19 protein-coding genes are annotated in these 22,171 nt (G+C 57.9%); all 19 read right to left on the reverse strand.

Going from position 1 to position 22,171, the window contains the following annotated elements:
• Positions 1-84 precede the first annotated feature (84 nt).
• Positions 85-1,143, reverse strand: coding sequence for an acyltransferase family protein (locus HNQ50_RS07420; protein ID WP_184099203.1), 1,059 nt, complete (start codon positions 1,141-1,143; stop codon positions 85-87).
• Entirely contained in the window at positions 1,140-2,051 is a 912-nt protein-coding gene (locus HNQ50_RS07425) for a glycosyltransferase family 2 protein (protein ID WP_184099205.1), read from the reverse strand. The genes HNQ50_RS07420 and HNQ50_RS07425 overlap by 4 nt, the downstream gene beginning before the upstream one ends.
• Entirely contained in the window at positions 2,048-3,202 is a 1,155-nt protein-coding gene (locus HNQ50_RS07430) for an acyltransferase family protein (protein WP_184099207.1), read from the reverse strand. Before HNQ50_RS07430 ends, HNQ50_RS07425 begins: the two co-directional genes overlap by 4 nt.
• Positions 3,203-3,384: 182 nt before the next feature.
• A complete protein-coding gene (locus HNQ50_RS07435) occupies positions 3,385-4,686 on the reverse strand; it encodes an O-antigen ligase family protein (RefSeq protein ID WP_184099209.1) in 1,302 nt (433 codons plus the stop codon).
• Positions 4,683-5,378: an exosortase-associated protein EpsI, B-type gene (gene epsI / locus HNQ50_RS07440; RefSeq protein ID WP_184099211.1), complete on the reverse strand. Its 696-nt coding sequence runs from the start codon at positions 5,376-5,378 to the stop codon at positions 4,683-4,685. The genes HNQ50_RS07435 and epsI overlap by 4 nt, the downstream gene beginning before the upstream one ends.
• On the reverse strand, positions 5,375-6,253 hold the full coding sequence (gene xrtB / locus HNQ50_RS07445; protein ID WP_184099213.1) for an exosortase B: 879 nt from the start codon (positions 6,251-6,253) through the stop codon (positions 5,375-5,377). Before xrtB ends, epsI begins: the two co-directional genes overlap by 4 nt.
• 34 nt (positions 6,254-6,287) lie before the next feature.
• Positions 6,288-7,148, reverse strand: a complete 861-nt coding sequence (locus HNQ50_RS07450) for a polysaccharide biosynthesis tyrosine autokinase (RefSeq protein WP_184099214.1) — start codon at positions 7,146-7,148, stop codon at positions 6,288-6,290.
• The gene (locus HNQ50_RS07455) at positions 7,145-8,545 is read right to left on the reverse strand and encodes a Wzz/FepE/Etk N-terminal domain-containing protein (RefSeq protein ID WP_184099216.1); all 1,401 of its coding nucleotides are present in this window, start codon (positions 8,543-8,545) and stop codon (positions 7,145-7,147) included. Before HNQ50_RS07455 ends, HNQ50_RS07450 begins: the two co-directional genes overlap by 4 nt.
• Before the next feature lie 15 nt (positions 8,546-8,560).
• Entirely contained in the window at positions 8,561-9,349 is a 789-nt protein-coding gene (locus tag HNQ50_RS07460; RefSeq protein ID WP_184099218.1) for a polysaccharide biosynthesis/export family protein, read from the reverse strand.
• Positions 9,346-10,248, reverse strand: a complete 903-nt coding sequence (locus HNQ50_RS07465) for an EpsD family peptidyl-prolyl cis-trans isomerase (RefSeq protein WP_184099220.1) — start codon at positions 10,246-10,248, stop codon at positions 9,346-9,348. Before HNQ50_RS07465 ends, HNQ50_RS07460 begins: the two co-directional genes overlap by 4 nt.
• Before the next feature lie 35 nt (positions 10,249-10,283).
• A complete protein-coding gene (locus tag HNQ50_RS07470) occupies positions 10,284-11,819 on the reverse strand; it encodes an undecaprenyl-phosphate glucose phosphotransferase (protein ID WP_246428635.1) in 1,536 nt (511 codons plus the stop codon).
• Between the two features lie 367 nt (positions 11,820-12,186).
• A complete protein-coding gene (locus HNQ50_RS07475; protein WP_184099222.1) occupies positions 12,187-13,359 on the reverse strand; it encodes a porin family protein in 1,173 nt (390 codons plus the stop codon).
• 108 nt (positions 13,360-13,467) lie between these two features.
• On the reverse strand, positions 13,468-13,764 hold the full coding sequence (locus HNQ50_RS07480) for a hypothetical protein (RefSeq protein WP_184099224.1): 297 nt from the start codon (positions 13,762-13,764) through the stop codon (positions 13,468-13,470).
• Complete coding sequence (locus HNQ50_RS22475; protein WP_184099226.1) at positions 13,739-15,028, reverse strand: glycosyltransferase; 1,290 nt, start codon at positions 15,026-15,028, stop codon at positions 13,739-13,741. The genes HNQ50_RS07480 and HNQ50_RS22475 overlap by 26 nt, the downstream gene beginning before the upstream one ends.
• 148 nt (positions 15,029-15,176) lie before the next feature.
• Complete coding sequence (locus HNQ50_RS07490) at positions 15,177-16,577, reverse strand: NHL repeat-containing protein (protein ID WP_184099228.1); 1,401 nt, start codon at positions 16,575-16,577, stop codon at positions 15,177-15,179.
• 672 nt (positions 16,578-17,249) lie between these two features.
• Entirely contained in the window at positions 17,250-19,202 is a 1,953-nt protein-coding gene (gene rpoD / locus HNQ50_RS07495; protein ID WP_184099230.1) for an RNA polymerase sigma factor RpoD, read from the reverse strand.
• 149 nt (positions 19,203-19,351) lie between these two features.
• Positions 19,352-21,307 carry a DNA primase gene (dnaG, locus tag HNQ50_RS07500; protein ID WP_184099232.1) on the reverse strand — a complete coding sequence of 652 codons (1,956 nt, stop codon included), beginning with the start codon at positions 21,305-21,307 and terminating at the stop codon, positions 19,352-19,354.
• Positions 21,308-21,377: 70 nt separating this feature from the next.
• A complete protein-coding gene (locus HNQ50_RS07505) occupies positions 21,378-21,818 on the reverse strand; it encodes a GatB/YqeY domain-containing protein (protein WP_184099234.1) in 441 nt (146 codons plus the stop codon).
• Positions 21,819-21,914: 96 nt separating this feature from the next.
• On the reverse strand, positions 21,915-22,127 hold the full coding sequence (gene rpsU, locus HNQ50_RS07510; RefSeq protein WP_053936257.1) for a 30S ribosomal protein S21: 213 nt from the start codon (positions 22,125-22,127) through the stop codon (positions 21,915-21,917).
• Positions 22,128-22,171: the final 44 nt, after the last annotated feature.

Raw genomic sequence — 22,171 nt, forward strand, 5'->3', positions numbered from 1 at the left:
CGCCTCCATGATCGGGGCCGCGGTGGGCTTGGGGCTAAGATCAAATGAAGCGCGGATCAACGGATTCATGGCAATACCCCTGGCTCAGGCAATGATGCGGGAGACCGGCTTCATAAACGCAAAGCGGTCTATCACCTGTTTGAGCAGCACGGGTAACAACAGCCCGGCGCAGAACGTCACCAGCAACAACAGGAACATCCAGTTGCCGGTGTATGGGAAAAACTTGATGAACACGCCTTTGGCCAGACCGATGAAAATCGTGTTGAAAAGGTAGATCACCATCGAATTACGGCCAAAAAAGTACAGCAGCTTGTCCTGCCCCAGAAAAGGCATCCGCACGAGGCCATGCAGCGCAAACAGCGACAAACCACCCACCACAAACAGGGTGTACGGGGTGTCATTCATGCTGACGGCCGCTGCCACAAACAAGGCCAGCGCGGGCCAGGCCAGCCGGTCCACCCAGTTGAGCCATTGCGTGCGATACACCGCCATGGCGCCACCAGCCAGGAAGAACACAAAGAAGCGCGCTACCCGATCCAGGTAGAAATCGTCCGTCAGCGGGACAAAGTGCAGCAGCGCGGCCAGCGCCAGCAACCAGAGGATGCGTCCACCCGACCAGCGCCACAGCACGGGGGTCAGTACGGAATAGACAAACAGCACCATCACATACCAGACCGACAGCGCCGGGCTGTCTTCGGTCTGGATAAACAAGTGGTAGTAACCAGCCCAGTAACCGCCATCCGGACGGTCTTGTACGTACAGGTAGAACCCCGCCAGATATTTACCGGTGACAATCAACACGGCAAACAGCACAAAGGGCAGTAACAAACGGTTAGCCCGGCGCTTGAGGTACTGGCCAAACGCGCCGCCCCAGGTGGTTTGCGCACCGGTCAGGAAAAACACAAAGCCACTCAGATACATGAAGAACGGCATGTGAAAGTAATAAATGGTGTGCTTGACCCATTCATACCAGGCCGGTTCAGACAGCGTGTCGTAGCGCAGCAAATGCCCCAGCACCACCAGGATGATGGCCAGCCCCTTGCCGCGCTCGATATCTGGCCAGCGCGTGCTGGCGGCTTCCCGGCCAGGCGCATTGGTCAGCACCTGACCGGTATAGAGTGCGGATGCAGAATCCTGGGTCATTGGCTGCTGACCTCCGGCTCTGGCTGGGTACGCGCTTGCAAACCCACACGCACGGAGTGCAGCAAGTCACGTGGCGCAAAATCGCCGGTCAACACCATGTACAAACCGACCGCGACCTTGCGCAGGGCCTGCACCGCCACGCCAGGATCACCGGAGGACCGGGCAATGGCGTACAGGCTGCCGGTAAAGTAGCGGGCACGCAGCGTGCGGTTTTTGTCGCGATGCCCCACCAGCGGTGCATCCAGCCACAGTGCATTGCCCTTGGCCTGGGCACGGGCACGCAGCGCAAAATCCAGGTCTTCCCCGCCATTGAGCGCCGCACCGACACCCAGACGCTCATCAAAGTAACGCACGTGTTCCACCACCGCCGCCCGCACAAACAATGTGTTGGAGGAGGCGTTGACCACAAACTGTCTGGAACCTGGCCGCTTTGCCAGTGCCAGCCCACCCGGGCATTGGGCAATCGTCACCGGACTGGAGGCATAACGGCAGATGATCACGCCCAGTTGCGCATCGCGGGCAAACAGGGTGGCAATGGCGCTGAGCGTGCCGTCCGGATACCAGGCGTCATCATCCGGAAAACATACGGTGCGAGCCCGCGCCAGCACGCCGTCGGCATGGACTTGCCGCAACATCAGATTACGCGCGGCCGAGAGCGAGACCTGGCGACCCACCCGCATCAGCACCGTGTATTCGGGAACATCGGGCGCCACGTCTTCGGCCTGGCAGCGTTGCAGCAACAGATAGTGGCGCACGCGCAAACCATGCTCGGCCACGCTCTTTTTCACGCTGTCGATGAGCCGTTCCAGTTCATCACGGCGGCCCCCTTGATAGTCGCAAGTGGTCAACAACACAAAATCCAGCGCGGCTTCCCGGGCGTTCTGGACCAGGGTGGGGATGGGGGTCATAGACGGCCTCCGGTCAGCACCGCCAGCACGCGCGGCGTTGCAATTCGCATACCACTCCAGATGGCAAGGCAGATGCCAATCACCAGCGGCGGGATCAGGAAATACAGCAGCAGTGCGCCATCCGCATCTGGCCGCAGCACGTAATAGATCAGTTTGCGCACACCCATCATCAGTGGCTCATGCGCGGCAAACACAAAGAAACTGGCAGCAGCGCCCCACATCAGTGCCTTGAACAAGGCCGATTGCACCCGCACCAGCCCGGCCAGCCAATACAGACTGGCCAGCCCGCACAGGATCATTAACTGATGCGGCACCGCGCCCAGCCCAAGGTTGCCCACTTCATTGGCGGTGGAGACGCCAGCCAGCAACAGGGTCAGTGCGGTCAGCCAGGGACCGATCCGGTCCAGCCCGGACAAGCCGATGCGGTGGTAGGCGATGTAGGCGCCTGCCACAAAAAACAGCGGTGGCTCATCAAACGGCGGAATACCCGGCAGCAACTGTAAAAACCAGGCCGCCAGCATCAGTGCCATCAGCACATGGCTGGCGTAGCGCAACAGCCAGTACAGCGGCAAGGAGAGCAACACCATGACCATCAGGTCACGGATAAACCAGAACTGGTATGCCGCCGGATACGCCCGCCAGCCAATAAAGGCGTTGAGCCAATCCATGGCATCAAAGCGGGCAATCGGCAGGTTTTGCCCGGAGATAAACCCGCTGGCCGCCGGAATGCTTTGCAAGCCGGCGTAAAAACCAATCACCAGCAGGTTCCACAATACGTAGGGCACCAGCAGCGTCGGCACGCGTTTTTTCAGGCGGCCGGCATAGCCTTGCCAGGTACCCTGGAAATTCCAGAAAAACATATATCCGGAAATCAGGAAAAAACCGGGGACAGAAATGCGGCACACCTCTTGGGAGAAGAACTCCCGCACCATCCATGAGACGGGCGAGGAATACATGTCGCCAATGCGAAAGGACGAGAGCCCCACCGTAGTGACAAAGCTGTGGATGTACACCACCGCCACGATCAGCGGAAACCGCAACAGCGCAAAGCGCACCGAAATATCGGCCGGTACGGGTGCTGCGGTGGCACTGGCCTCTGTCTGGCTCTGGCCGGTCGACGCAGGCAGCAACTGGCTATCAAAGGCACTCATGCATGCCTCCAGTGGCCAGAACGCAAACGTGGTGAGACGGTTGCATGGTCAGGTTTCTCCCTTGTGCGGTCTGTCGATCCAGACAAACCCCGTCGGTAAACCGGGCTTGTCTTGTTTGTTTCTTGTGCTGGTCCCGCCTCCCGGCCGGCCAGGAACTGCGCCGCATCACGCGGCCGGGCCATTCAGCTGACGACCCGGCGTGCGGCACGCAGGCCAGGATTGCCATTCAGTGCCTGGGGTCCGGCCCAGCCTGTCATGGCGACCGGGGTCTCGTGTTTTTTGCGGCGAACGGGGTCCGCCAGTGCCACACCGGTCAGGCCGGCGACCAGAATCATGAAACAGCTGGTGGCGGTGATCGTGTTGTCGGAATACGAATCCATGAAATACATGGCTACGGTGACAAAGAACGCCAGCCGGTTACCGTTGCGCGGGTCCAGCAGCAGACGGCCAAACATGCTGACGAACAGCAGCAGAAAAATGCCGGCGCCGACATAGCCCAACTCCACCGCAATGCGCAGGTATTCGTTGTGCGCGGCCACCGTGCCGGTAAAGTGCGACACACTTTCGGGGATCAACAAACCGTGATGGCCGAAGCCCACGCCAGTCCATTGGTAGTGTTCCAGCGCAGCTTGCAAGGCGTTCCACATCAGCTCACGCCCGCTGGAGCCACCGGCTTCCAGCCGGGTCAGCAGTTGCTGGCCAAACAGGGCAAAAAAGCCGGCCAGCAGCGCCACGCCATAAAACAGCAAGATCAGCCGCCATACGCCGGAGCGCAGGCCAGAGAACAAAATGACGCTGGCCGCAATCAGGGCTGCCGCAGAGGGCATGCGCGTGGCGGTCAAAATGGTGATCGCCAGATTCAGACCCGCCAGCACAATGCAGCGCCGGTCATATGTCGTCGTCAAAAAGGCGGCGGCCACGCTGCCGGCAAACCCGGCGGCAGCCAGAAACGCCGGAATGGAATTGCCTTGCAAGCGGGTCACGCCGGTGTAGTCATGCGCCAGCACGCTGCCGATCCCGCCCAACTGGTACACGCCACCCAGCGCCACCATGCCGATCGGCACAATGGCCAGTGTCCACAGCATCAGCTTGCGTTCACGCTGGGTGGGCCAGGCGCACATAAAGCACATCACGGCAAAGAACGAGACAATGGCCTGGGCGTAGCGGAACCAGGAAAAGTCCGGAAAAGAGGTCAACAAACCAAACACCCAGGTCAGGGCGACAATGCCACCAAACAGCCCCAGGTTGACGAGGTCCGGTTTGCGGGTACGCAGATAAGACACGCCTGCCAGCAAAAACAGGAAACGCTCTACCGAATTCAGACTACCCAGCCCGAGCAGCATGCCCGGATTGATCATCATGAAGCCGTTGGCAAATAACCAGTAATTGCGAAACCGCTTCCATTCCTTGTCCGGTTTGGGCCGGGCTTGTTCTTCCCGGAAAGCCAGCGAAGGTTGGGGGCGCACCTGGCGGATGGCGGTCATGAGCCCTGCCCCATCATCATGCGCAAGGCGTCAGCCGACAGCGTTTTGTTCATGGCATGAATGAACGAATCCTGCATGGCGTAGGCGCGGCCGGTATCCGTATCCAGGCTGGAAACCCGCACCAGCACGCCATCCGGAATCTGCCCTTTCAGGCCATATTGAACCTGCAGCAATTTGCGGTGGGTGGTTTCATTGGCCACGATATCGCCCACCGTGATCCAGTAGGTAATCGGCTCGGACCGGGAGCCGGCCTGCGCAAATACCCGCTTGACCGGCAAGGGCCCGGACGGGTTAAGCACGGTGGCATTGGCGCGGTCAGATAGCGCAAAACCTTGTGCGGAATAGCAGATTTCCGGGTTATGCAGCCGCAGCGAATCCGTCTGCTGTTTGCCATAAGCAATGGACAACATCAGTGCATAACCCTGCGGGTTCACATACACGCGAGAGAGCGTCTGCGAATAAAACTTGTCCAGCGCGGCTTGCACGTCGGGCGAGATCACGGCCTGACCCGCGTCGGGCACCATTTGCCATTCGCCAATGCGCTTGGGCATGGTGTTTTCCAGATCAATGCTCTGGCGGCTATCGGCCATCAAGTGGTGTGGTGTGAACGACCAGGCCAGCACCGGGCCAGCCGCAATCAGCACCGCCAGCAAGACCGGACGCCATTGCATAGTGGGCAAAGCCAGCGTCATTGCAGACTCCTTTTGGGCGCATGACGCCCCAGCCGCATCAGGATTTCACCCAGGATGCCAACCAGCACCAGCGCCACCACAAACACGGTCAGGCCGGCGGCGGTATGCATAAAGCCCTGGCCCGCCGCATCGCCCCGGTAGTAGGTCAGCAACACCAGCGCCATGACACGGACCACATTGGCAATAAAGGCAATGGGCAGCAGCGCCAGAATGATGATCACGCGCTGCCACCAGTACGGCGGCTGGGTGATATGCACAAACAGAAAACCCAGGGCTGACAAGCTGAACATGGAGTTGAGCCCGGAACACGCATCCGCCACCAGCAACTGATACTGGCCAATGTTGAGCACCACCCCATTACGGGCGATCGGATAACCAGCCCAATACAACACGGCCTCTGCCACATGCGACACCGACTCTTTCAGGCCAGAGGTGATGGCATCCACCACCGGGCCTGGCAAGGGCAGCAAATACAGCATGAAAAACAGCGGAAACCACATCAGCCGCACCGCAGCCCAGCCTTTTTCCAGCAACAGCCAGCCGGCCACCAGCACGATGAACGAGCCGGTTTCCAGGAAGTAAATCCCTTGCGAGCGGCCCAGACCGTAGCTCAAGGCAAACACCAGCAAGGCAAGCCACCCCACGGCGGCAGGGCGCACCGGTAACGCCGCCAGCGCGCCGCGCTTGCGCCAGAACAGCCAGAGCACCAGCAACAGAATGATCGGACCATGTTCCTGATCAGGCGTGGCCCACAGCGTGTTCATCAGCGTGTACAGCGTGGGCAACAACGCGCTGGCAAATGCCAGCACGGCCAGACGACGTCCGTTGAACAGACCCGGCAGGGCAAATTGCGGGGTAACCGGAATGCGATCCATAAGGGCGGGCCTTTTCACCAGGTTCCGGGCTTGATTAGTTGAGCATGACCACGCCGAGCACCGTGGCACCGGTGACCAGCAATTCATCGCGCAGCTGCAACATGGCGCGCACCGAAGACTTGTGCCGGCGCGCCACCAGCACGGCGGCACCGGCCCGCGCGGCCAGCAATTGCACGTCAGCGCCATCGGTCAGCGGCGGGCTGTCGATAATGATCACGTCGTTATGCGGGCGGGCTTCTTGCAACAGGCCGCGAAAAGCCTGCCGGCTCAAGAGTTCCTGCGGGTTGGGTGGCACAGTGCCGGAGGTCAGCACCGACAAATCGCCCAATTGACCCAGGTGCTGGATGCAGTCGTTACCCGAGCGGCCGGCCAGAATGTCGGCCAGGCCATGCCCGGTACCCAGGCGAAACAGCTTTTGCAGATTGGGCGAGCGCAGATTGGCGTCGATCAGCAAGGTGCGTTCGCCCAACTGGGCAAACACCACCGCCAGATTGGCCGCCACCCAGCTGGAGGCCGACTCGTCATCCACGCTGGCCACCACAAAGCAGCGCTCGGCCACCGCGTCTTCGCGCAGGACCAACTGGCTGCGCAAGTTACGCAGTTGTTCCACCTCGCGGGAGAACGGCTTGTAGGCGGCGACCAAAGAGGCGTCATAGGCGCCATCCCGGGCATCGAGCCAGGAGTAATCAAACTGGCGGGCAACGGCGCGGCGAATATCTTCATCCGTGACGTGGCCCAGCTTGATGGCGGCCTCGCCAAAGCGCATGCCGGTTTCCATCTGTACTTCGGTAATCTGGTCAACCTGGGCTTGGGTCAGCTTGCCGTCACCCAGCAAAATCTGCCCGATCCGCGCGGACTGGTCCGCGGCTTCAGCGACAATCAGTTCATTTTTCATGAGCCTGCTCCGTGATTGAGCGTGAGTTTGGCTGTACCGCGCTGGGGCAAGAGCGCAACCTTGCCGTGCTTGGTATTGATGGTGGCCAGCACCGGCAGATTGAGCAGCAGTTCGACATCCACGACAGAGCGCAGGCGGCGGTTAGAGAGTTCCACCACGACGGCCAGTGCCCCGCCGAACAACAGCCCCAGAATGATGCCCAGCGGAATCATGATTTCCGGACGGGGGAAGGACGGGCCCAAGGGTTCCGGTGCGGACTTGAGCATGCCGGTATCGCCACGGGTCACGCGGGCCTGCAAGGAGGTCTCGGTCTGCCGGCGCAAGGCGGTATCAAAGGCGTTCTGGGCGCTTTCCACTTCACGCTCCATGATTTGCGACTGCGCCCGTAACGTCTTCATTTGCAGCAGTTTTTCACGCTGCGTTTCCATTTCTTTTTGCTGACCGGCAAGACGCGAACTGGCGTTGCTGGCACCGTTGGACAAACCCTGGCTGTAGGTCGCCATGGCCTGCGCCAGTTGCGCCTTGGCTTCGTTCAACTCCGCCAGCGCCTGTTGATAGGCCGGATTGTTGCTGCCTTCCTTGGCGGCCAGTTCCTTGAACTTGGCCTCCAGTTGCGCCACCTGCCCTTTCAGGTTCTGCACCAGCGGATTGTTGATCACATCGGGCTGGTTGCTGCTGCCGCGCGCCCGGGATTGCGCTTCCAGCGCCAGGGCCTGCGCCGCCACCATTTGCGTGGACAGTTCGGTCAGGCGCTGGGATTCAACATCCATCTTTTCATCCGTGGCGACAATGCCGTTCTTTTGCTGGAACACCGCCAGTTTTTGCTGCGCGGTGGCCAGGTTGGCCTGCAAGGTCTTGAGCTGGGACTGGAAGAAGGCGTTATTCTGTTGCTCTGTGCCCGAGTGCAGATCCGTCACCATTTGCACATACGCCGCGGCAAAGGCATTGGCCATCATGGAAGAGAACTTGGGATCTGGTGACGTGTATTTGATGGTGATGATGTTGCCATCCCGCGCTACCGTGGCTTTCACGTCGTGCAGCAAACGGTCGGCCAGCCAGTCATCCAGCGTGCCCTTGCCTTGCGTGGCATCGATGTAGCTCTGCTGCACGGCTTTGTCGTCACCCAGCTTGAGCGCATGGATGACCTTGATGGCCGTGTTATGGCTTTCAATGATCTTGGCCTGGGTCGACAAGTAACCTGGTGCACTGGTCTGGCTATCGGTCTGACCACTGACCGGATCGACCGAGCCCACATCAATGGTCAGGATGGCTTCGGCCGCGTAGCGTGGCGGGAAGAACATCACGATTGCCACCATCATGGCGACCATCAGAAAGAGCACCAGCAGCACCAGCCGCTTGCGCGCTTTAAGAATCTGTAAAAGTTGTCCGATTGTCATCGCTCTCTCCGACACTCAGAAGATGCTTTCAGGCACGAAAACGACGTCGTTTTCCTGCAAGTGGTCATCCGGCTTGGCATCCATGCGGGTCACCTTGCCGTCTGCACTGGTCCGCGTAACCACAAGGCTGGAGTGCGATGCCCGGGTGGTGTAGCCACCGGCCAGCGATAGCGCCTGCATCACCGACATGTTCTGTTCCAGCCGGAAACCACCGGCGCGGTTGACGTCGCCATAGACATACACCATGGCCATACGCGGCACGTAGATCACGTCGCCATTCTTCAGTTTGGTATCCAGTACCGCAGCGCCATCGCCCCCGGAGACCAGCCGCGGCAGCAGAATTTCAGTGCGCTGGTTATCCCGCACCAGAAAAATGCGGTCGCCCCCGTTCACGGAAATACCGCCGGCCAGAGCCAGCAAATCCACCACATTGATGGAGGAATCCAGCGGGAAACGGCCAGGGTGATTCACCTCGCCCACCACGGATACCATCTGGCTTTTGTATTGAGAAACCAGAATATTGACATTGGGTTTCTTGATGAAATCGCCATCAACCAGTTTTTTGGCAATCAGCGCTTCCGCTTCAGAAAAGGTTTTACCTTTAACGGAAACCGTACCAATCATGGGATAGGTAATCGTGCCTTCCTGGCTGACCTGAATTTCTTTTTCCAGTTCAGGATGGTCATAAACCGAAATCTTCAATACGTCGCCGGTACCCAGGCGATATTCGCCCGAGTCAGCCGCTTTAGCCTGCATTGCAATCGCCAGCATGCAGAGTACAAATAGCGTTATCAGTGTTTTCATTTAAGACCCATCCCTGATTTGATATGGTCGTTGTTATTTGCCGGTGTTGCGGCAGCCGGAGCGGCCTGGGGTGCAGCAGCTGCAAATTGCTGCACGTATTCCACTTTTGCCGCTTTCTTCAATGTTTCAATTTTCTGTTCAGCCAGCTTTTGCGCGCGTTCCTGCTGCAAATAAGCCTGAATGGCAGGCGTTGCATCTTTCAATGAAGCCGGCACAGGTTGCACGCTATCGAGCAATACCAGCATGGCCTGATCGTTTTGCACCACGATGGCGACATCACCCGCCTTCAGGGGGGTAACGACCTTCAACAGTTGCTGCGGCATTTTTTCTGGCGGGGTACGTTCTTGCGCCTCCCGGAAAGTAATACCGGCAGCTTGCAAGGTCGCACGCATATCTTGCGGGGTATGGACGGAATCAAGCTGTTTTTTTACTGCATCGGTCAGCGTGTTATTGGCCACCAGATAAGAGTCCAGCGTATATATATTGCGCTTTTCAAACAATTCAGGCCGCTCGGCATAGAACTTCTGGACATCAGCATCCGTCACCGGTTGCGGTGTACCCACTTCTTTGGACAGCATGGCCTGAGCCAGAATCTGCCGGCGGGAAAACTCGATGCTGGAAAGCACGCGCGGGTCCCGATCCAGCTTGGCCTCAACCGCTTTTTGCACCAGCACGTCTTGCGTCACGAGGTTTTCCAGCATGCGTTGCCGCGTCTGGTCATCCACCGATTTTTGCGAAGCCAGCAAATAATTAAGCTGATTCACGGTGATTTCATCGCCATTGACACGGGCCAGCACCTGGCTGGGCGGTGCATTGGCCTGCGTATCATTTTTGCACCCCGACAATGCGGCAGTAACCGCCAATGCCAGGATAAAATTGAAACCAAACTGCTGCACCATACGTCCCCCTTGATTCCTTCTGTCAAATCCGTTTTTCAATACGCATTTTTGTCGCGGATAATCATCATGACCGTTGCCAGAATGATTTTGATATCCAGCCACAAAGACCAGTTACGCAAATAATCCAGATCGTATTCAATACGTTTTTGCATTTTGTCCAGGGTTTCAGTTTCACCCCGATAACCATTCACTTGCGCCCAACCGGTAATACCCGGCTTGACCTTGTAACGCATCATGTAACCCTTGATCAGCTTGCGATACATCTCGTTATGCGCATTGGCGTGCGGACGCGGCCCGACAATGCTCATCTTGCCTTCCAGCACATTGATAAATTGCGGCAATTCATCCAGCGAGGTCCGGCGCAAAAAACCACCAATAGGAGTCAGCCGTGAATCATTACGCGTGGCCTGAGTCACCATACCGGCATCTTCTGAATGCACTTTCATGGAACGGAATTTGTAAACCGTAATCCGCTCGCCATCCGCCCCATAACGTTGCTGGGTAAAAAACACCGGCCCTTTGGAGGTCAACTTGACGGCAATGGCCACCGCCAGCATTACCGGCCAGATCAACAACAGAATCAGCGTCGCCAGCACAATGTCCGAGAACCGCTTGGCCAGGCCGCGCAAACCCAGGAACGGGCTTTCGCACACGGCCACCACCGGCATGCCGGCGGCCAGTTCAAACCGGGCCTGAATCAGATCAAACACCGAGAAATCCAGCACAAAGAAAATGGATACCGTGCTGTCGTGCATTTCATCGAGCATCTGCATGACACGCGGCTGCTTGGTCATGGGCAACGAGATATACAGCTCATGCACATCGTTATTGCGGATGAACTCCGGCAGCCGATCCAGCCCGCCCAGCAATTCTTCTTCGCGCACGCCTTCCAGCCGATCCAGCCCGCGGTCATCAAAAAACCCCAGGAACGTCATGTTCTGCAAGGCGCTGTGCTGCATGCGGCGGGCCAGCGCGCGGCCCATCTTGTTGGCCCCGATCACCACCACCTTGCGGGTGGCCGATTGCGAGCGCGAACGGCCTTCCTTGAACAGGAAACCCACCCGGATCAGCCAGTGCGTTGCCACCAGGCTGATCGGCGCCAGCAGCATCCAGGACAGCACAAAGTTTTCGTCGTAATACACCGACCAGTGCGTCGCCCAGCCAATCATGATGACCAGCGCGCAGATCAGCGCCCAGCCGGTGGCAAAACGCGCCATACCCAGCAAAGGCCGCGAGTAACCCGGCACAAACAGGAAGGTCCCTTCCAGAATCAGCGCCGACAACAAAAAGGCAATCACCGCCAGGATGATGATGTAGCCGTCATAAGCCAGGTCAAACGCCCGGGCCAGCACCAGCAACGTCGCCACCACCATGACCGGATCAATCACCAGCTTGAACAGACTGGCAATCGGAGCGGCCTTGGAAAACTCTTCAAACCGGTCGTTGAGCATGCCCACTGCCGGAGCGTCGGCTTCCCGCGCGGAAAAATGCAGCAGATTGCCGCCGCTACCGTGGGTGAGCGGCTGCGCCATTTGCTCTACGTTGGGGCTGCGGTTAATGAGTCTTTCCATGGCGTCAACTCCGTGTCCAGGGGGTTTGAACCAGTCCACATTACTTACTAGTTACAAAAGTAATGTCAGCAAATGCTGATAGATCCCGAATACCAGTGTGACCGGGTCCTTATCGGGCTCGTCACGTCGCATCCATCGCTACGGTGGTCAAACCGTCACCATGCAAGCGGGTCGTTATCATTGCTGATTGCAAAACCCAGAAAAAATCAGGCTTTCAAGGGCACGCCTGTTTTCAGGACTATCCGTTGTGCAACGCAGCAAGAAACTTCCAGAAAGCTTTTTACATCTGATAAACACAAAACACAAGTGATTTACTTTCTACGATTGTTAGAATATTCCTTACAACCTTAAAGATGACTTAAGCTATTTAAAAAAGGATTTTGACTGTTGCGCCAAGTTGCCAGTCGTCGTATGTGCGTAGCTCAACCGTGGAATCACGGTTAGCCCAGGTGGCGTAGACCGAAGTCTCAATAGAAGAGCGGGGTTTCCAGCTCACCCCGACATTGGCTGTCTTGACGTTGTCGTTGTACGCCGCGACGTTCAACGAGGCTGGATAGTCGTATTTGTCGTAAGCCAGGGAGGCATTGGTCACAATTTTGTCGGTGACCTTCCACTCTGTGCCGAGCAAATAGTGTGATTTGATCGACTCACCGTAGGTACTGCCCGGCGCGTTCAGGGCGTGCGAATAGCCCAGCGAAAACTTGGTGCGATCGGTAGCGTGATAATTCAGCGTCGCATTGGCCTGCCAGTCGCTCTGATCCGTAGTGTCGGTATGGATCTTCACCAGACCATAGCCACCGGCGATGTCCAGCCGGGGGTCAAACGGATAATAGGCTGTGAGCTGCGTCACACGCTGCGTGTAATCCTGGTTCACGGTAAAGCCATTGAAGGTCTGACTGTTGTAATCCACCTTCTGATAGCGCTCACCCAAGGCAAACACGCCGCCCCGATCCGTGGTGTATTGCAGTTTGGCGCCGTACTGGTCGTTGTACAGATCCAGAATGGTTTCCTGGCTGTGGCGCACCTTGGCACGGCTGGCATCGACCACCACCGCCACACTGCTATTAATGCGGTAACCGGCCTCTGCGCTGCCGGTCAGCGTGCGCATCAGATCTTCCTGGTTCAGCAGGATATCGCCAAAGTCAGACACCACCTTCTGGTCGCCAAACGAGGCCGAACCAAACCAGTTGTGACCAATCTCGCCATTCCAGCCCAGACTGTTGTTCCAGCCCACATAGTTGAGCTGGCTGAATGACAGGTAACGCGGCATGTAAACGTTGGCATCGACAGAAAACACCTGGCGCGACAGTGTGGCGTCGATATGCCCGCCCACCTGAGGCGTCACGATGGAGTCGCCCCGATGATCCTTGCCCAGCACGGCCTCAGTGTCTTGTGAGTCGCTCAGCCGAAAGACGTTGCTGTCATAGACGTAGCCCAACTCTGCGTAAGTGCTGATCGAGTCAGTGGGATCATAGGCGGCTGCGCACAGGGCAGAAGCCAGTACCGAGCTTAGTGGCAGTAATTTCAGTCTTGTTTTCATTTGTATCTCCTGACAGCTTGTATGTGGACTGCTCCCTACCGGCGGCGCCTCCCCGTTCGGGCATGCCGGGCACAACTTTGCTTCTTTATACTTTTTTACCAGAGTCTTTCAAATAATTATTACTTCTTTAAATGAATGTCGTCGTTTACTGAAAAGATAAACGCAAATTCTGATGAATTTGTGCAGCGCAGATACAATTTCAAAAGAAAACATATTGATTTCAACCAGTTGCAAGGTCACCATCAGGGTAGCGGCTTCCACCGCCGACTGAACAACGGTCGCCCTCAAAAATAGAAACCAGTCAGCAGCAAGGTCGAACCTTTCTTTGTACCAGGCAAAAAAATGGCCTGCGCCACCACAGTGACCAGGCCAGGGAAAGTCAGATTGAGGGTTGGACCAGCGCATCTGCCGGCGCAGAGCCCGCAGCCGCCAGCGCCACGCCCCCACCGGATAGAAGCAGCTCACGCAAGCGGGCCACGGCGGCCTCTGCAGAGAAATGCGGGGTGTAGGCAATGGTGCGCTCCCGCAGCAAGGCGGCGTGGTCGGGCTGTTGCATGGTGCGCACCACGGCACTGGCAAAATCAGCTTTGCCCTCGGCCACATCGAACGGGGGCGCGGGTTGTTCAGGAAAACCTGCGGCACCATTGGCAGTGGTGATACACCCCAGACCGACACAAAAGTAATCCACCATTTTGATCTTGATGCCGCTGCCCATCAGCACCGGGTTCACCGCAAAACTGCAGTAGCGGGTGACGCTGGACAGATCATCTACCCGTCCATGCAGAGTCACCCCAGGACCGGCCCCCGCAAATTCACCGCAGACCGCGCCCGCGACATCCAGATGCGCGTCTGGCACGTTGGCGCGCACCACGGGCCAGACGTGTTCCAGAAACCAGCGCAGCCCATCCACATTGTGATAAGCCCGGGAGCCCAGATAGAAAATCCGGTGAGGTTGGCGTTCATGCCCCGCCTGGGGGCCAGGCACACGCCCGGCATTGGCCACCACCGGCAAGACGGTGCTTACCCGGGCTGCCGGGGCAAGTGCTGCCAGTTCGGTGGCGTCGTGCGGGTTGATGGCAATAATGGCGTCAAACAGGCGGGCTCTGGCCGCCTCCTGCTCCGGCACTATTGCCGGGCGTGGCATGAAACCGTTGGCACGGAACGAGGCACAGCGCAGGTGAAACACATCGTGCGCAATCAGCACTTTGGTGCGGGCCTGCGGGATGGCGCGCACCGCATCAGCACGGAAAATGGTGTCGACCAGCAATACCGCCACGGGTTCTGCCGGCAAACCAGTTGGGATACGCGCCAGTTCAGGCTCTGACAAAAACCGCCCGATCCAGGCCACCTTGTCTGTGGCCGTTTTGCGCCCCTTGAGCCCAAGCCGGTTTTTCACCCAGCGCGCGGCGGCCCCCACGGATAAAGGCAGCAGCCAGCGCCCCACCTGCCGAGCATGCAGATAGCTGACCGTGCATGGCACCTCCGGCGCGACCACGGTCCCGGCGACATTCAGCCCCGTGACCACCAGATGCAGCCGGTAACCCAATGCTGCGATGGCCCGCAGAATGGTCATATTGTAGCTCCCCGGTCCATTCTCGCCCGAGCGGGGCAAGGCTTCGCAAACCAGCACGGCCAGGGGAGCCGCATTACGGTGAGGGTGTTCAGTCACGACGGGCCATCCTGTCTGTAGGCATTGAACTGATTCTCTATCAAGAATCCGCTCAAACGCTTTCTATTCATGAATACGAATAGAAAGATACAGTCAGAATCAAACTGAATGCAATCTCGCTGTGCACTGCAACACGTTTACCGTGCCGTTACGGCTGAACCGGGGTGATCTTGCGAATGGTGGCCGCGCTGTAATCAGAGACATACAGATTACCCGCCGCATCCACGGTGATACCGTACGGAAACTGGAATGTGGCCGCTGCGCCTTTGCCATCGGCCACGCCAGAGACCGCACTCGTTCCCGCCAGCGTGCTGACCGTGCCATCAGGCGTGATCTTGCGGATTTCCCGGTTATTGGTATCCGCCACATAGACGTTGCCATCGGCATCGATCGCGATCCCGTAGGGTGAGAAAAACTGCGCGGCGGCACCCACCCCATCCGCATTCCCCGTCACGCCGGAACCTGCCAGGGTGGTGACCATCCCATTGGAGGCCACTTTACGGATTTTGTTGTTAGTCGTGTCGGCCACATACACCGTGCCATCAACACCCACCGCAATCGCGCCGGGCTCATCAAATGCGGCTGCATTGCCTATGCCATCAGCATCTCCCGCCACGCCACGTCCGGCCAGGGTCGTCACCGTGCCATCCGGCATGATTTTGCGGATATTGTGGTTTTCTGTGTCCGCAACATACACGACCCCCTGGGCGTCAACCGCCACCCCGCCGGGCAAGAAGAATGAGGCGCCCGCCCCCTGACCATCGTTGTTCCCCGCACTGGACCACAATCCAGCCAGCGTGCTGACCGTGCCATCGGGCGCAATTTTGCGGATTTCATTATTGTTGGTGTCCGCAACATACATGTAGCCGCCGGCATCCATCGCCACCCCACGCGGGTAGTAAAACCCGGCGGTAGCGCCTGGCCCATCCGCATGACCTGACGTACCGGCAATGCCGGCCAGCGCGGACACCGTGTAATCAGCCGCAATTTTGCGGATTTGCTGGTTACCGAAATCGGCCACATACACCTGACCAGCCGCATCCGCCGCCAGACCGAGGGGATCCGCGAACCGTGCGGCCGGGCCCTGCGCATTCTGGTTACCGGGCGTGTTGGCCGCGCCAGCGACCGTCTGGACTTGCCCCACCGCGCCGGCACACGTCACGCTGATCGTATTGATGCTGGATACCGCCGCGCCTGAGGCATTGGTCACCGTACACCACTGAAAACCCGGCGGCTGCGCACCCACGGTCACGGCATACGCCGTAGCAGGCGTTGCAAAAGAAAACGGCCCGTTGGCCGTCAGAGTCAGCGCGTCTCCACCATTGTTGCGCAAGGTCACCGAAGTCAGCGCGGCCAGTCCACTCAGCGTGCCCCCTATGGTGGGTAACTGTTGCACAACCGGCGTCGGGGTTGGCGCAGGCGTGGGTGACACACCGGGGGTGTCACTATCAGACGGCGTTGGCGCGGGGTCATTCTGATCATGATTACAAGCAGTCAGTGACACCGACAGTGACAAGAGCACCATGCCAATCAAACTGTTTTTATTCATGTTTTTCGCAAAATAATGCGCAGCTGACCAAAGGGGACCAGATTACTGTGTGGCAGACTGGCGCCACAACTGTGAAGACCAACAGGGGCGCTTTTCGCAGATGTCTCGTGATATCAAAAGCCTGCCGGTCGACGCCCATCGTGGCAAGCTGATCACGCTCATCTGCGGCAATCCAGCGCAAATGGCTCCCCGCCACCTCACAAACGCAAAGCATGAAAAAACCCCGCCAGGCTTACGCTTGAGCGGGGTTTTCTGTGGTCATGTGATGACACGACCGGATATTCTGGTGGGCCCCCCGGGAGTCGAACCCGGCACCAACGGATTATGCTTACCAGCTACGGCTTTCGCCGCCCCTTTCGGGTTTGTGGTCTGGACTGTCTCTTGTCTTTACGACCTGCCCGTACAGTCTCTACACGTTCCCGCCACACAGCTTGCGGGCTTCGCTCGGGATTACCACGGCGTCGAGGTGATCGATACCAGAGGCTTCCCCGAATTTGAGCAGTTCTACCAGAGGGCAGAGCTAACTTGCCCCAAGGCAACCCATACAACGTCATCCATACCTTGCAGGCTACAGGAAAGACGCTTTGTTAAGTCCGCTGCTCTAACCAGGCATGAGCTAGAGGCCCATATCAAACAAACTCCCGGTCAGTGACCCGACCGGGAGGCGTGATATTACGGCTCGTTGCTCACACTTTCAAGGAAACTCTTCAGCCGCTCCGAACGGGTCGGGTGGCGCAGCTTTCTGAGTGCCTTGGCTTCGATCTGACGAATCCGTTCACGGGTCACGTCGAATTGCTTGCCCACTTCTTCCAGCGTGTGATCCGTGCTCATATCAATACCGAAACGCATGCGCAGCACTTTGGCTTCGCGCGGTGTCAGGGTGTCGAGCACTTCACGCGTGGCTTCACGCAGGCCGGCGTAGACCGCAGCTTCTGCCGGTGCCACGGTCACCGAATCTTCAATGAAGTCACCCAGGTGCGAATCATCATCGTCACCAATCGGGGTTTCCATAGAGATCGGCTCTTTGGCGATCTTCAAGATCTTGCGGATCTTGTCTTCCGGCATTTCCATGCGGCCAGCCAGTTCTTCCGGCGTCGGCTCCAGACCGGTTTCCTGCAGGATCTGGCGCTGGATACGGTTCATCTTGTTGATCGTTTCGATCATGTGAACCGGAATCCGGATGGTGCGCGCCTGGTCCGCGATGGAACGCGTAATGGCCTGACGGATCCACCATGTGGCATAGGTGGAGAACTTGTAACCGCGACGGTATTCGAACTTGTCCACGGCCTTCATCAGGCCGATGTTGCCTTCCTGGATCAGATCGAGGAACTGCAGACCACGGTTGGTGTACTTCTTGGCAATCGAGATCACCAGACGCAAGTTGGCTTCGATCATTTCGCGCTTGGCGCGGCGAGCCTTGGCTTCACCCGTCGACATCTGACGGTTGATTTCCTTGAGCTCTTTGATCGGCAGCATGGCGACTTCTTGCAACTCTTTGAGTCGGCCCTGCTTTTCCATGATGGCGTGCTGATAACGCTCAAGCACTTCGGCATAGGCCTGGCCGGAGGACAACTCTTCAATCACCCATTCCAGATCGGTTTCACGACCCGGGAAGGTTTTGATGAAATGTTCACGCGGCATGCGGACCTTCTGCGTACACAGGTCCATGATTTCGCGCTCGTAGCCGCGAATCTCATCCACCATGGTGCGCAGGTGATCACAGAGGAACTCGACCTGGCGGGCAGAGAAGCGGATGTTCTGGAATTCATCAGAGATGACTTGTTGCGCTTCCAGATAACCCTTGCTTTGCACACCGTCTTTTTGCAGCGAGGCCACCATACGTGCGTAAGCGGCACGGACGATTTCAAAGCGCTCACGCGCCTGTTCCTTCAGCAGCTCAAGATTGGCACTGGAGATGGCGGCACTATCGTCGCCCTCTTCGCCTTCCTCGCCTTCTTCGTCGTCTTCCAGCGCTTCTTCTTCGACCACTTCAACCGGCGGCTGCGCGACTTCCTCAACCGCATTGGGGTCGATAAAGCCGTCGATAATGTCGTCGATGCGGATTTCGTCGTTCAGGCCCTTGTCCACCAGCTCCAGAATCTGGGTGATGGTGGTCGGGCAGGCCGAAATCGCCTGGATCATGTGCTTGAGGCCGTCCTCAATCCGCTTGGCGATTTCAATTTCGCCTTCGCGGGTCAGGAGTTCCACCGTACCCATTTCGCGCATGTACATCCGCACCGGGTCGGTAGTACGACCAAATTCGGAGTCCACTGACGAGAGCGCAGCTTCGGCTTCTTCTACAGCGTCATCATCCGCCACGGCTGGCGTGGCGTCGGACATCAGCAGGTCTTCGGCATCGGGTGCCTCATCGTAGACCTGGATGCCCATGTTGCTGATCATGCTGATCACGCCTTCGATCTGCTCGGCATCGAGCATGTCTTCAGGCAAGTGGTCGTTAATTTCAGCGTATGTAAGATAACCGCGCTCTTTACCGAGCACGATCAGGGACTTGAACTTGGCCTTACGGGCTTCAGGATCAAGGGGTTCATCGTCGCTTTCCCGTCCGCCAGCGCGGAAATCGGTGCGTTCGGTGTCTTCTTTATCGAATTCGTGTTCTGCCGCCATGACTCGTGAGACTCAGAAAGATTCGGAAAAACCGAGGATTATATCAGATAACCCTCTGATCCACATGGGAACAGAAGATTCATTTTACAATTGTTCCAGTCTGTACATTTCAGACCGGACTTATTGCGCAAGAATAGATGCGCAACATGTCAGTTAGCCGATGAGCGGGACTGGATCAACAAGGTCATATATTCCTGCCTTTCAGCATCGGAGAGCCCGCCATGGGCCTGCCTGTGTTCCAGTTCTGCCTTTCGGTTCAGTGTAGCCGCGCGCACCAGACTTTGCCCGGCCGCCACAAGCGAATTTGCAAACTCCGACTGACGCTCTTCCGGCGGCCAGCGGTCAAATTTTTCAGCACCCCTGGCGGCCAGCGCTGCCAACCGCGTGTAGTACTCGGATTCACGCCACAACTCCAGCAATTGCGAAGAGTTCATGCGTGCCCCGTGTTGCCGGGCCGACTTCAGGACATCAAGCAACAGATCGTCGCCATTGTCCGGCCAGGTTAACCAGACTGGCTCTACACCCGTCGCCAGTACCGGCTCATACAACACCAGTTGCAACAGACCCTGCACCATGTCGGGCTGCACCCGCGGCGGCAAAAACGGACGTTCGTCCTCATCGTTGCGCCACTTGCCACCCGACTTGCGCTTACCCTTCCAGCCACCTTCACTACGACGCTGAAACCGGCGTTGCCCTTGCTGCATAGCGCCGCCGTCCTGCTCATAATCCTGCACCGGTTGCCAACCCTCTTCTTGAGGCATGGGCGCGTAGCCCGGCGGTGGTGCGTAAGAATGATGATCTTGTGCAGTGTTGCCACTGCCACCCTGCCCTGTACTCAATATGGGTTCAAGTTCCGAGAGTTCCAGTTGGCATAATTGCGCCAGCCGTTTCTTGACCATGAGCGCATAAGCCGGCGCATGCACCTTGGCCAGCAAAGGCTTGGCCAGATGAACCAGTTTGGCACGCCCTTCCTCGGTGTCCAGTTCAACTTGTGCGGAAAGTTCGCGAAGCAGAAACTGCGCCAGCGGTACAGCATCCTGGCTCACAACTTCTTCAAAGCGCTCACGCCCGAACTCCTGCACATAGCTGTCCGGATCGTGCTCTTCCGGCAAAAACAGGAAGGCCAGCCGTTTGCCATCGACCAGGTACTCCAGACTGTTTTCCAGCGCACGCCACGCCGCCTTGCGGCCGGCTTTGTCACCGTCAAAACAGAACACCACTTCATCGGCAAGCTTAAGCAGTTTTTGCACATGATGCGGCGTACATGCCGTACCCAGCGTTGCCACGGCATATTCCACGCCGTGCTGCGCCAGCATCACCACATCCATATAGCCTTCAACCACCATCACCCGGCCATTGGCACGAATGGCGGCACGCGCCTGCGTCAGGCCATACAGCTCCCGCCCTTTCTCAAACACCGGGGTTTCCGGACTGTTCAGATACTTGGGCTTGGCGTCGCCCATAACCCGGCCGCCAAAACCAATCACCGAACCACGCTGATTGAGGATCGGGAACATCACCCGGTCCCGAAAGCGGTCATAGCGGCGATGCGATTCTTCGTCATCCCCCACCAGACCGGCTTCGGCCAGCAGCTTGTTCCAGTCGTAGTCTTCAAATACCTGCTTGAGCGCCTGCCCGGCCGGAGCGTAACCCAAACCAAAGTGCGCCGCGGTTTTGCCATCCAGCCCGCGCCCTTTCAGGTAGGCAATGGCTTGCGGCGCGCTTTTGAGTTGCTGGCGGTAATAATCACCAGCCGCCTTGAGCACGTCATAAATACCCGGCTCGGCCTTGGGCTCATTGGGCGCGGCTTCTTCCGGCACTTGCAAACCCACGGATTCTGCCAGTTTGCGTATGGCTTCCGGAAAACTCAGCCCTTCGTATTCCATGACAAAATTCACCGCCGAACCGTGCGCACCGCAGCCAAAGCAGTGATAAAACTGCTTGGTCGGGCTGACCGTGAACGAGGGTGATTTTTCTTTGTGGAACGGGCAGCAGGCAGAGTAATTCTGCCCGGCCTTTTTCAACGGCAAGTAGCGTTCAACCACGTCGACCACGTCAACGCGATTGAGCAGATCCTGAATGAAGGAGTCCGGAATACGAGCCATCGGCGCGCCAGAACGGGCACACAGACGCCATCAAAACCAGACCTTGATCGACGCGAGTGCCCTTCCTGCCTTATTGCATGCCAGCCTTCACGAGCTTGCTGACTTCGGCCATGTCGGCCTTGCCGGCAAGCTGCGCCTTCAGGTCCGCCATGATCTTGCCCATGGCGGCCGGCGTCTTGCCGTGAGCGGCAATCGCGGCATTGACCGCAGCGGCCACTTCTTCGTCAGACAGGCGTGCCGGCAGATAGTCGGTCAGCACGGCAACTTCAAACTTTTCTTTGTCGGCCAGATCCTGGCGCTGCGCGGCTTCGAATTGAGTAATGCTGTCTTTGCGTTGCTTGAGCATTTTTTCGATGATGGCGGCAATGGCGGCGTCATCCAGTTCGATGCGCTCATCCACCTCGCGCTGCTTCATGGCAGCCAGCAACAGGCGGATCGTCCCAAGACGCTCCGTCTGCTTCTCTTTCATCGCCGTCTTCATGTCTTCGGTAATACGTGCCTTGAGGCTCATGCTGTTTCCTTTTTGATCTGAAGGTGTCGCCGCGAACGACACAAAGACGGAAAGGCCGCACGTGTGCGGCCTCTCAATATTCGATTGCGACCCGGCTTAGTACAGCTTCGGGGGCAGTTGCTGGCTGCGCAGGCGCTTGTAGTGGCGCTTCACAGCAGCGGCAAGCTTGCGCTTACGCTCAGCAGTTGGCTTCTCGTAGAATTCACGGGAGCGCAGTTCGGTCAGCAGACCGGTTTTTTCAACAGAGCGCTTGAAGCGACGCATTGCCACTTCAAAGGGCTCGTTCTCTTTAACGCGTACAGAAGGCATCGAGCAGAAATCCTGTTTGTTTAGGGCTATTGCCCGGAAGAAAG

The organism is Silvimonas terrae (assembly GCF_014202765.1).
Classification (GTDB): Bacteria; Pseudomonadota; Gammaproteobacteria; order Burkholderiales; family Chitinibacteraceae; genus Silvimonas; species Silvimonas terrae.

Bases quoted from the DNA above. Each gene is read 5' to 3' on its own strand.
- HNQ50_RS07420 (WP_184099203.1), bottom strand. From the start codon at position 1,143: ATGACCCAGGATTCTGCATCCGCACTCTATACCGGTCAGGTGCTGACC.
- HNQ50_RS07425 (WP_184099205.1), bottom strand. From the start codon at position 2,051: ATGACCCCCATCCCCACCCTGGTCCAGAACGCCCGGGAAGCCGCGCTG.
- HNQ50_RS07430 (WP_184099207.1), bottom strand. From the start codon at position 3,202: ATGAGTGCCTTTGATAGCCAGTTGCTGCCTGCGTCGACCGGCCAGAGC.
- HNQ50_RS07435 (WP_184099209.1), bottom strand. From the start codon at position 4,686: ATGACCGCCATCCGCCAGGTGCGCCCCCAACCTTCGCTGGCTTTCCGG.
- epsI (WP_184099211.1), bottom strand. From the start codon at position 5,378: ATGACGCTGGCTTTGCCCACTATGCAATGGCGTCCGGTCTTGCTGGCG.
- xrtB (WP_184099213.1), bottom strand. From the start codon at position 6,253: ATGGATCGCATTCCGGTTACCCCGCAATTTGCCCTGCCGGGTCTGTTC.
- HNQ50_RS07450 (WP_184099214.1), bottom strand. From the start codon at position 7,148: ATGAAAAATGAACTGATTGTCGCTGAAGCCGCGGACCAGTCCGCGCGG.
- HNQ50_RS07455 (WP_184099216.1), bottom strand. From the start codon at position 8,545: ATGACAATCGGACAACTTTTACAGATTCTTAAAGCGCGCAAGCGGCTG.
- HNQ50_RS07460 (WP_184099218.1), bottom strand. From the start codon at position 9,349: ATGAAAACACTGATAACGCTATTTGTACTCTGCATGCTGGCGATTGCA.
- HNQ50_RS07465 (WP_184099220.1), bottom strand. From the start codon at position 10,248: ATGGTGCAGCAGTTTGGTTTCAATTTTATCCTGGCATTGGCGGTTACT.
- HNQ50_RS07470 (WP_246428635.1), bottom strand. From the start codon at position 11,819: ATGGAAAGACTCATTAACCGCAGCCCCAACGTAGAGCAAATGGCGCAG.
- HNQ50_RS07475 (WP_184099222.1), bottom strand. From the start codon at position 13,359: ATGAAAACAAGACTGAAATTACTGCCACTAAGCTCGGTACTGGCTTCT.
- HNQ50_RS07480 (WP_184099224.1), bottom strand. From the start codon at position 13,764: ATGCGCTGGTCCAACCCTCAATCTGACTTTCCCTGGCCTGGTCACTGT.
- HNQ50_RS07490 (WP_184099228.1), bottom strand. From the start codon at position 16,577: ATGAATAAAAACAGTTTGATTGGCATGGTGCTCTTGTCACTGTCGGTG.
- rpoD (WP_184099230.1), bottom strand. From the start codon at position 19,202: ATGGCGGCAGAACACGAATTCGATAAAGAAGACACCGAACGCACCGAT.
- dnaG (WP_184099232.1), bottom strand. From the start codon at position 21,307: ATGGCTCGTATTCCGGACTCCTTCATTCAGGATCTGCTCAATCGCGTT.
- HNQ50_RS07505 (WP_184099234.1), bottom strand. From the start codon at position 21,818: ATGAGCCTCAAGGCACGTATTACCGAAGACATGAAGACGGCGATGAAA.
- rpsU (WP_053936257.1), bottom strand. From the start codon at position 22,127: ATGCCTTCTGTACGCGTTAAAGAGAACGAGCCCTTTGAAGTGGCAATG.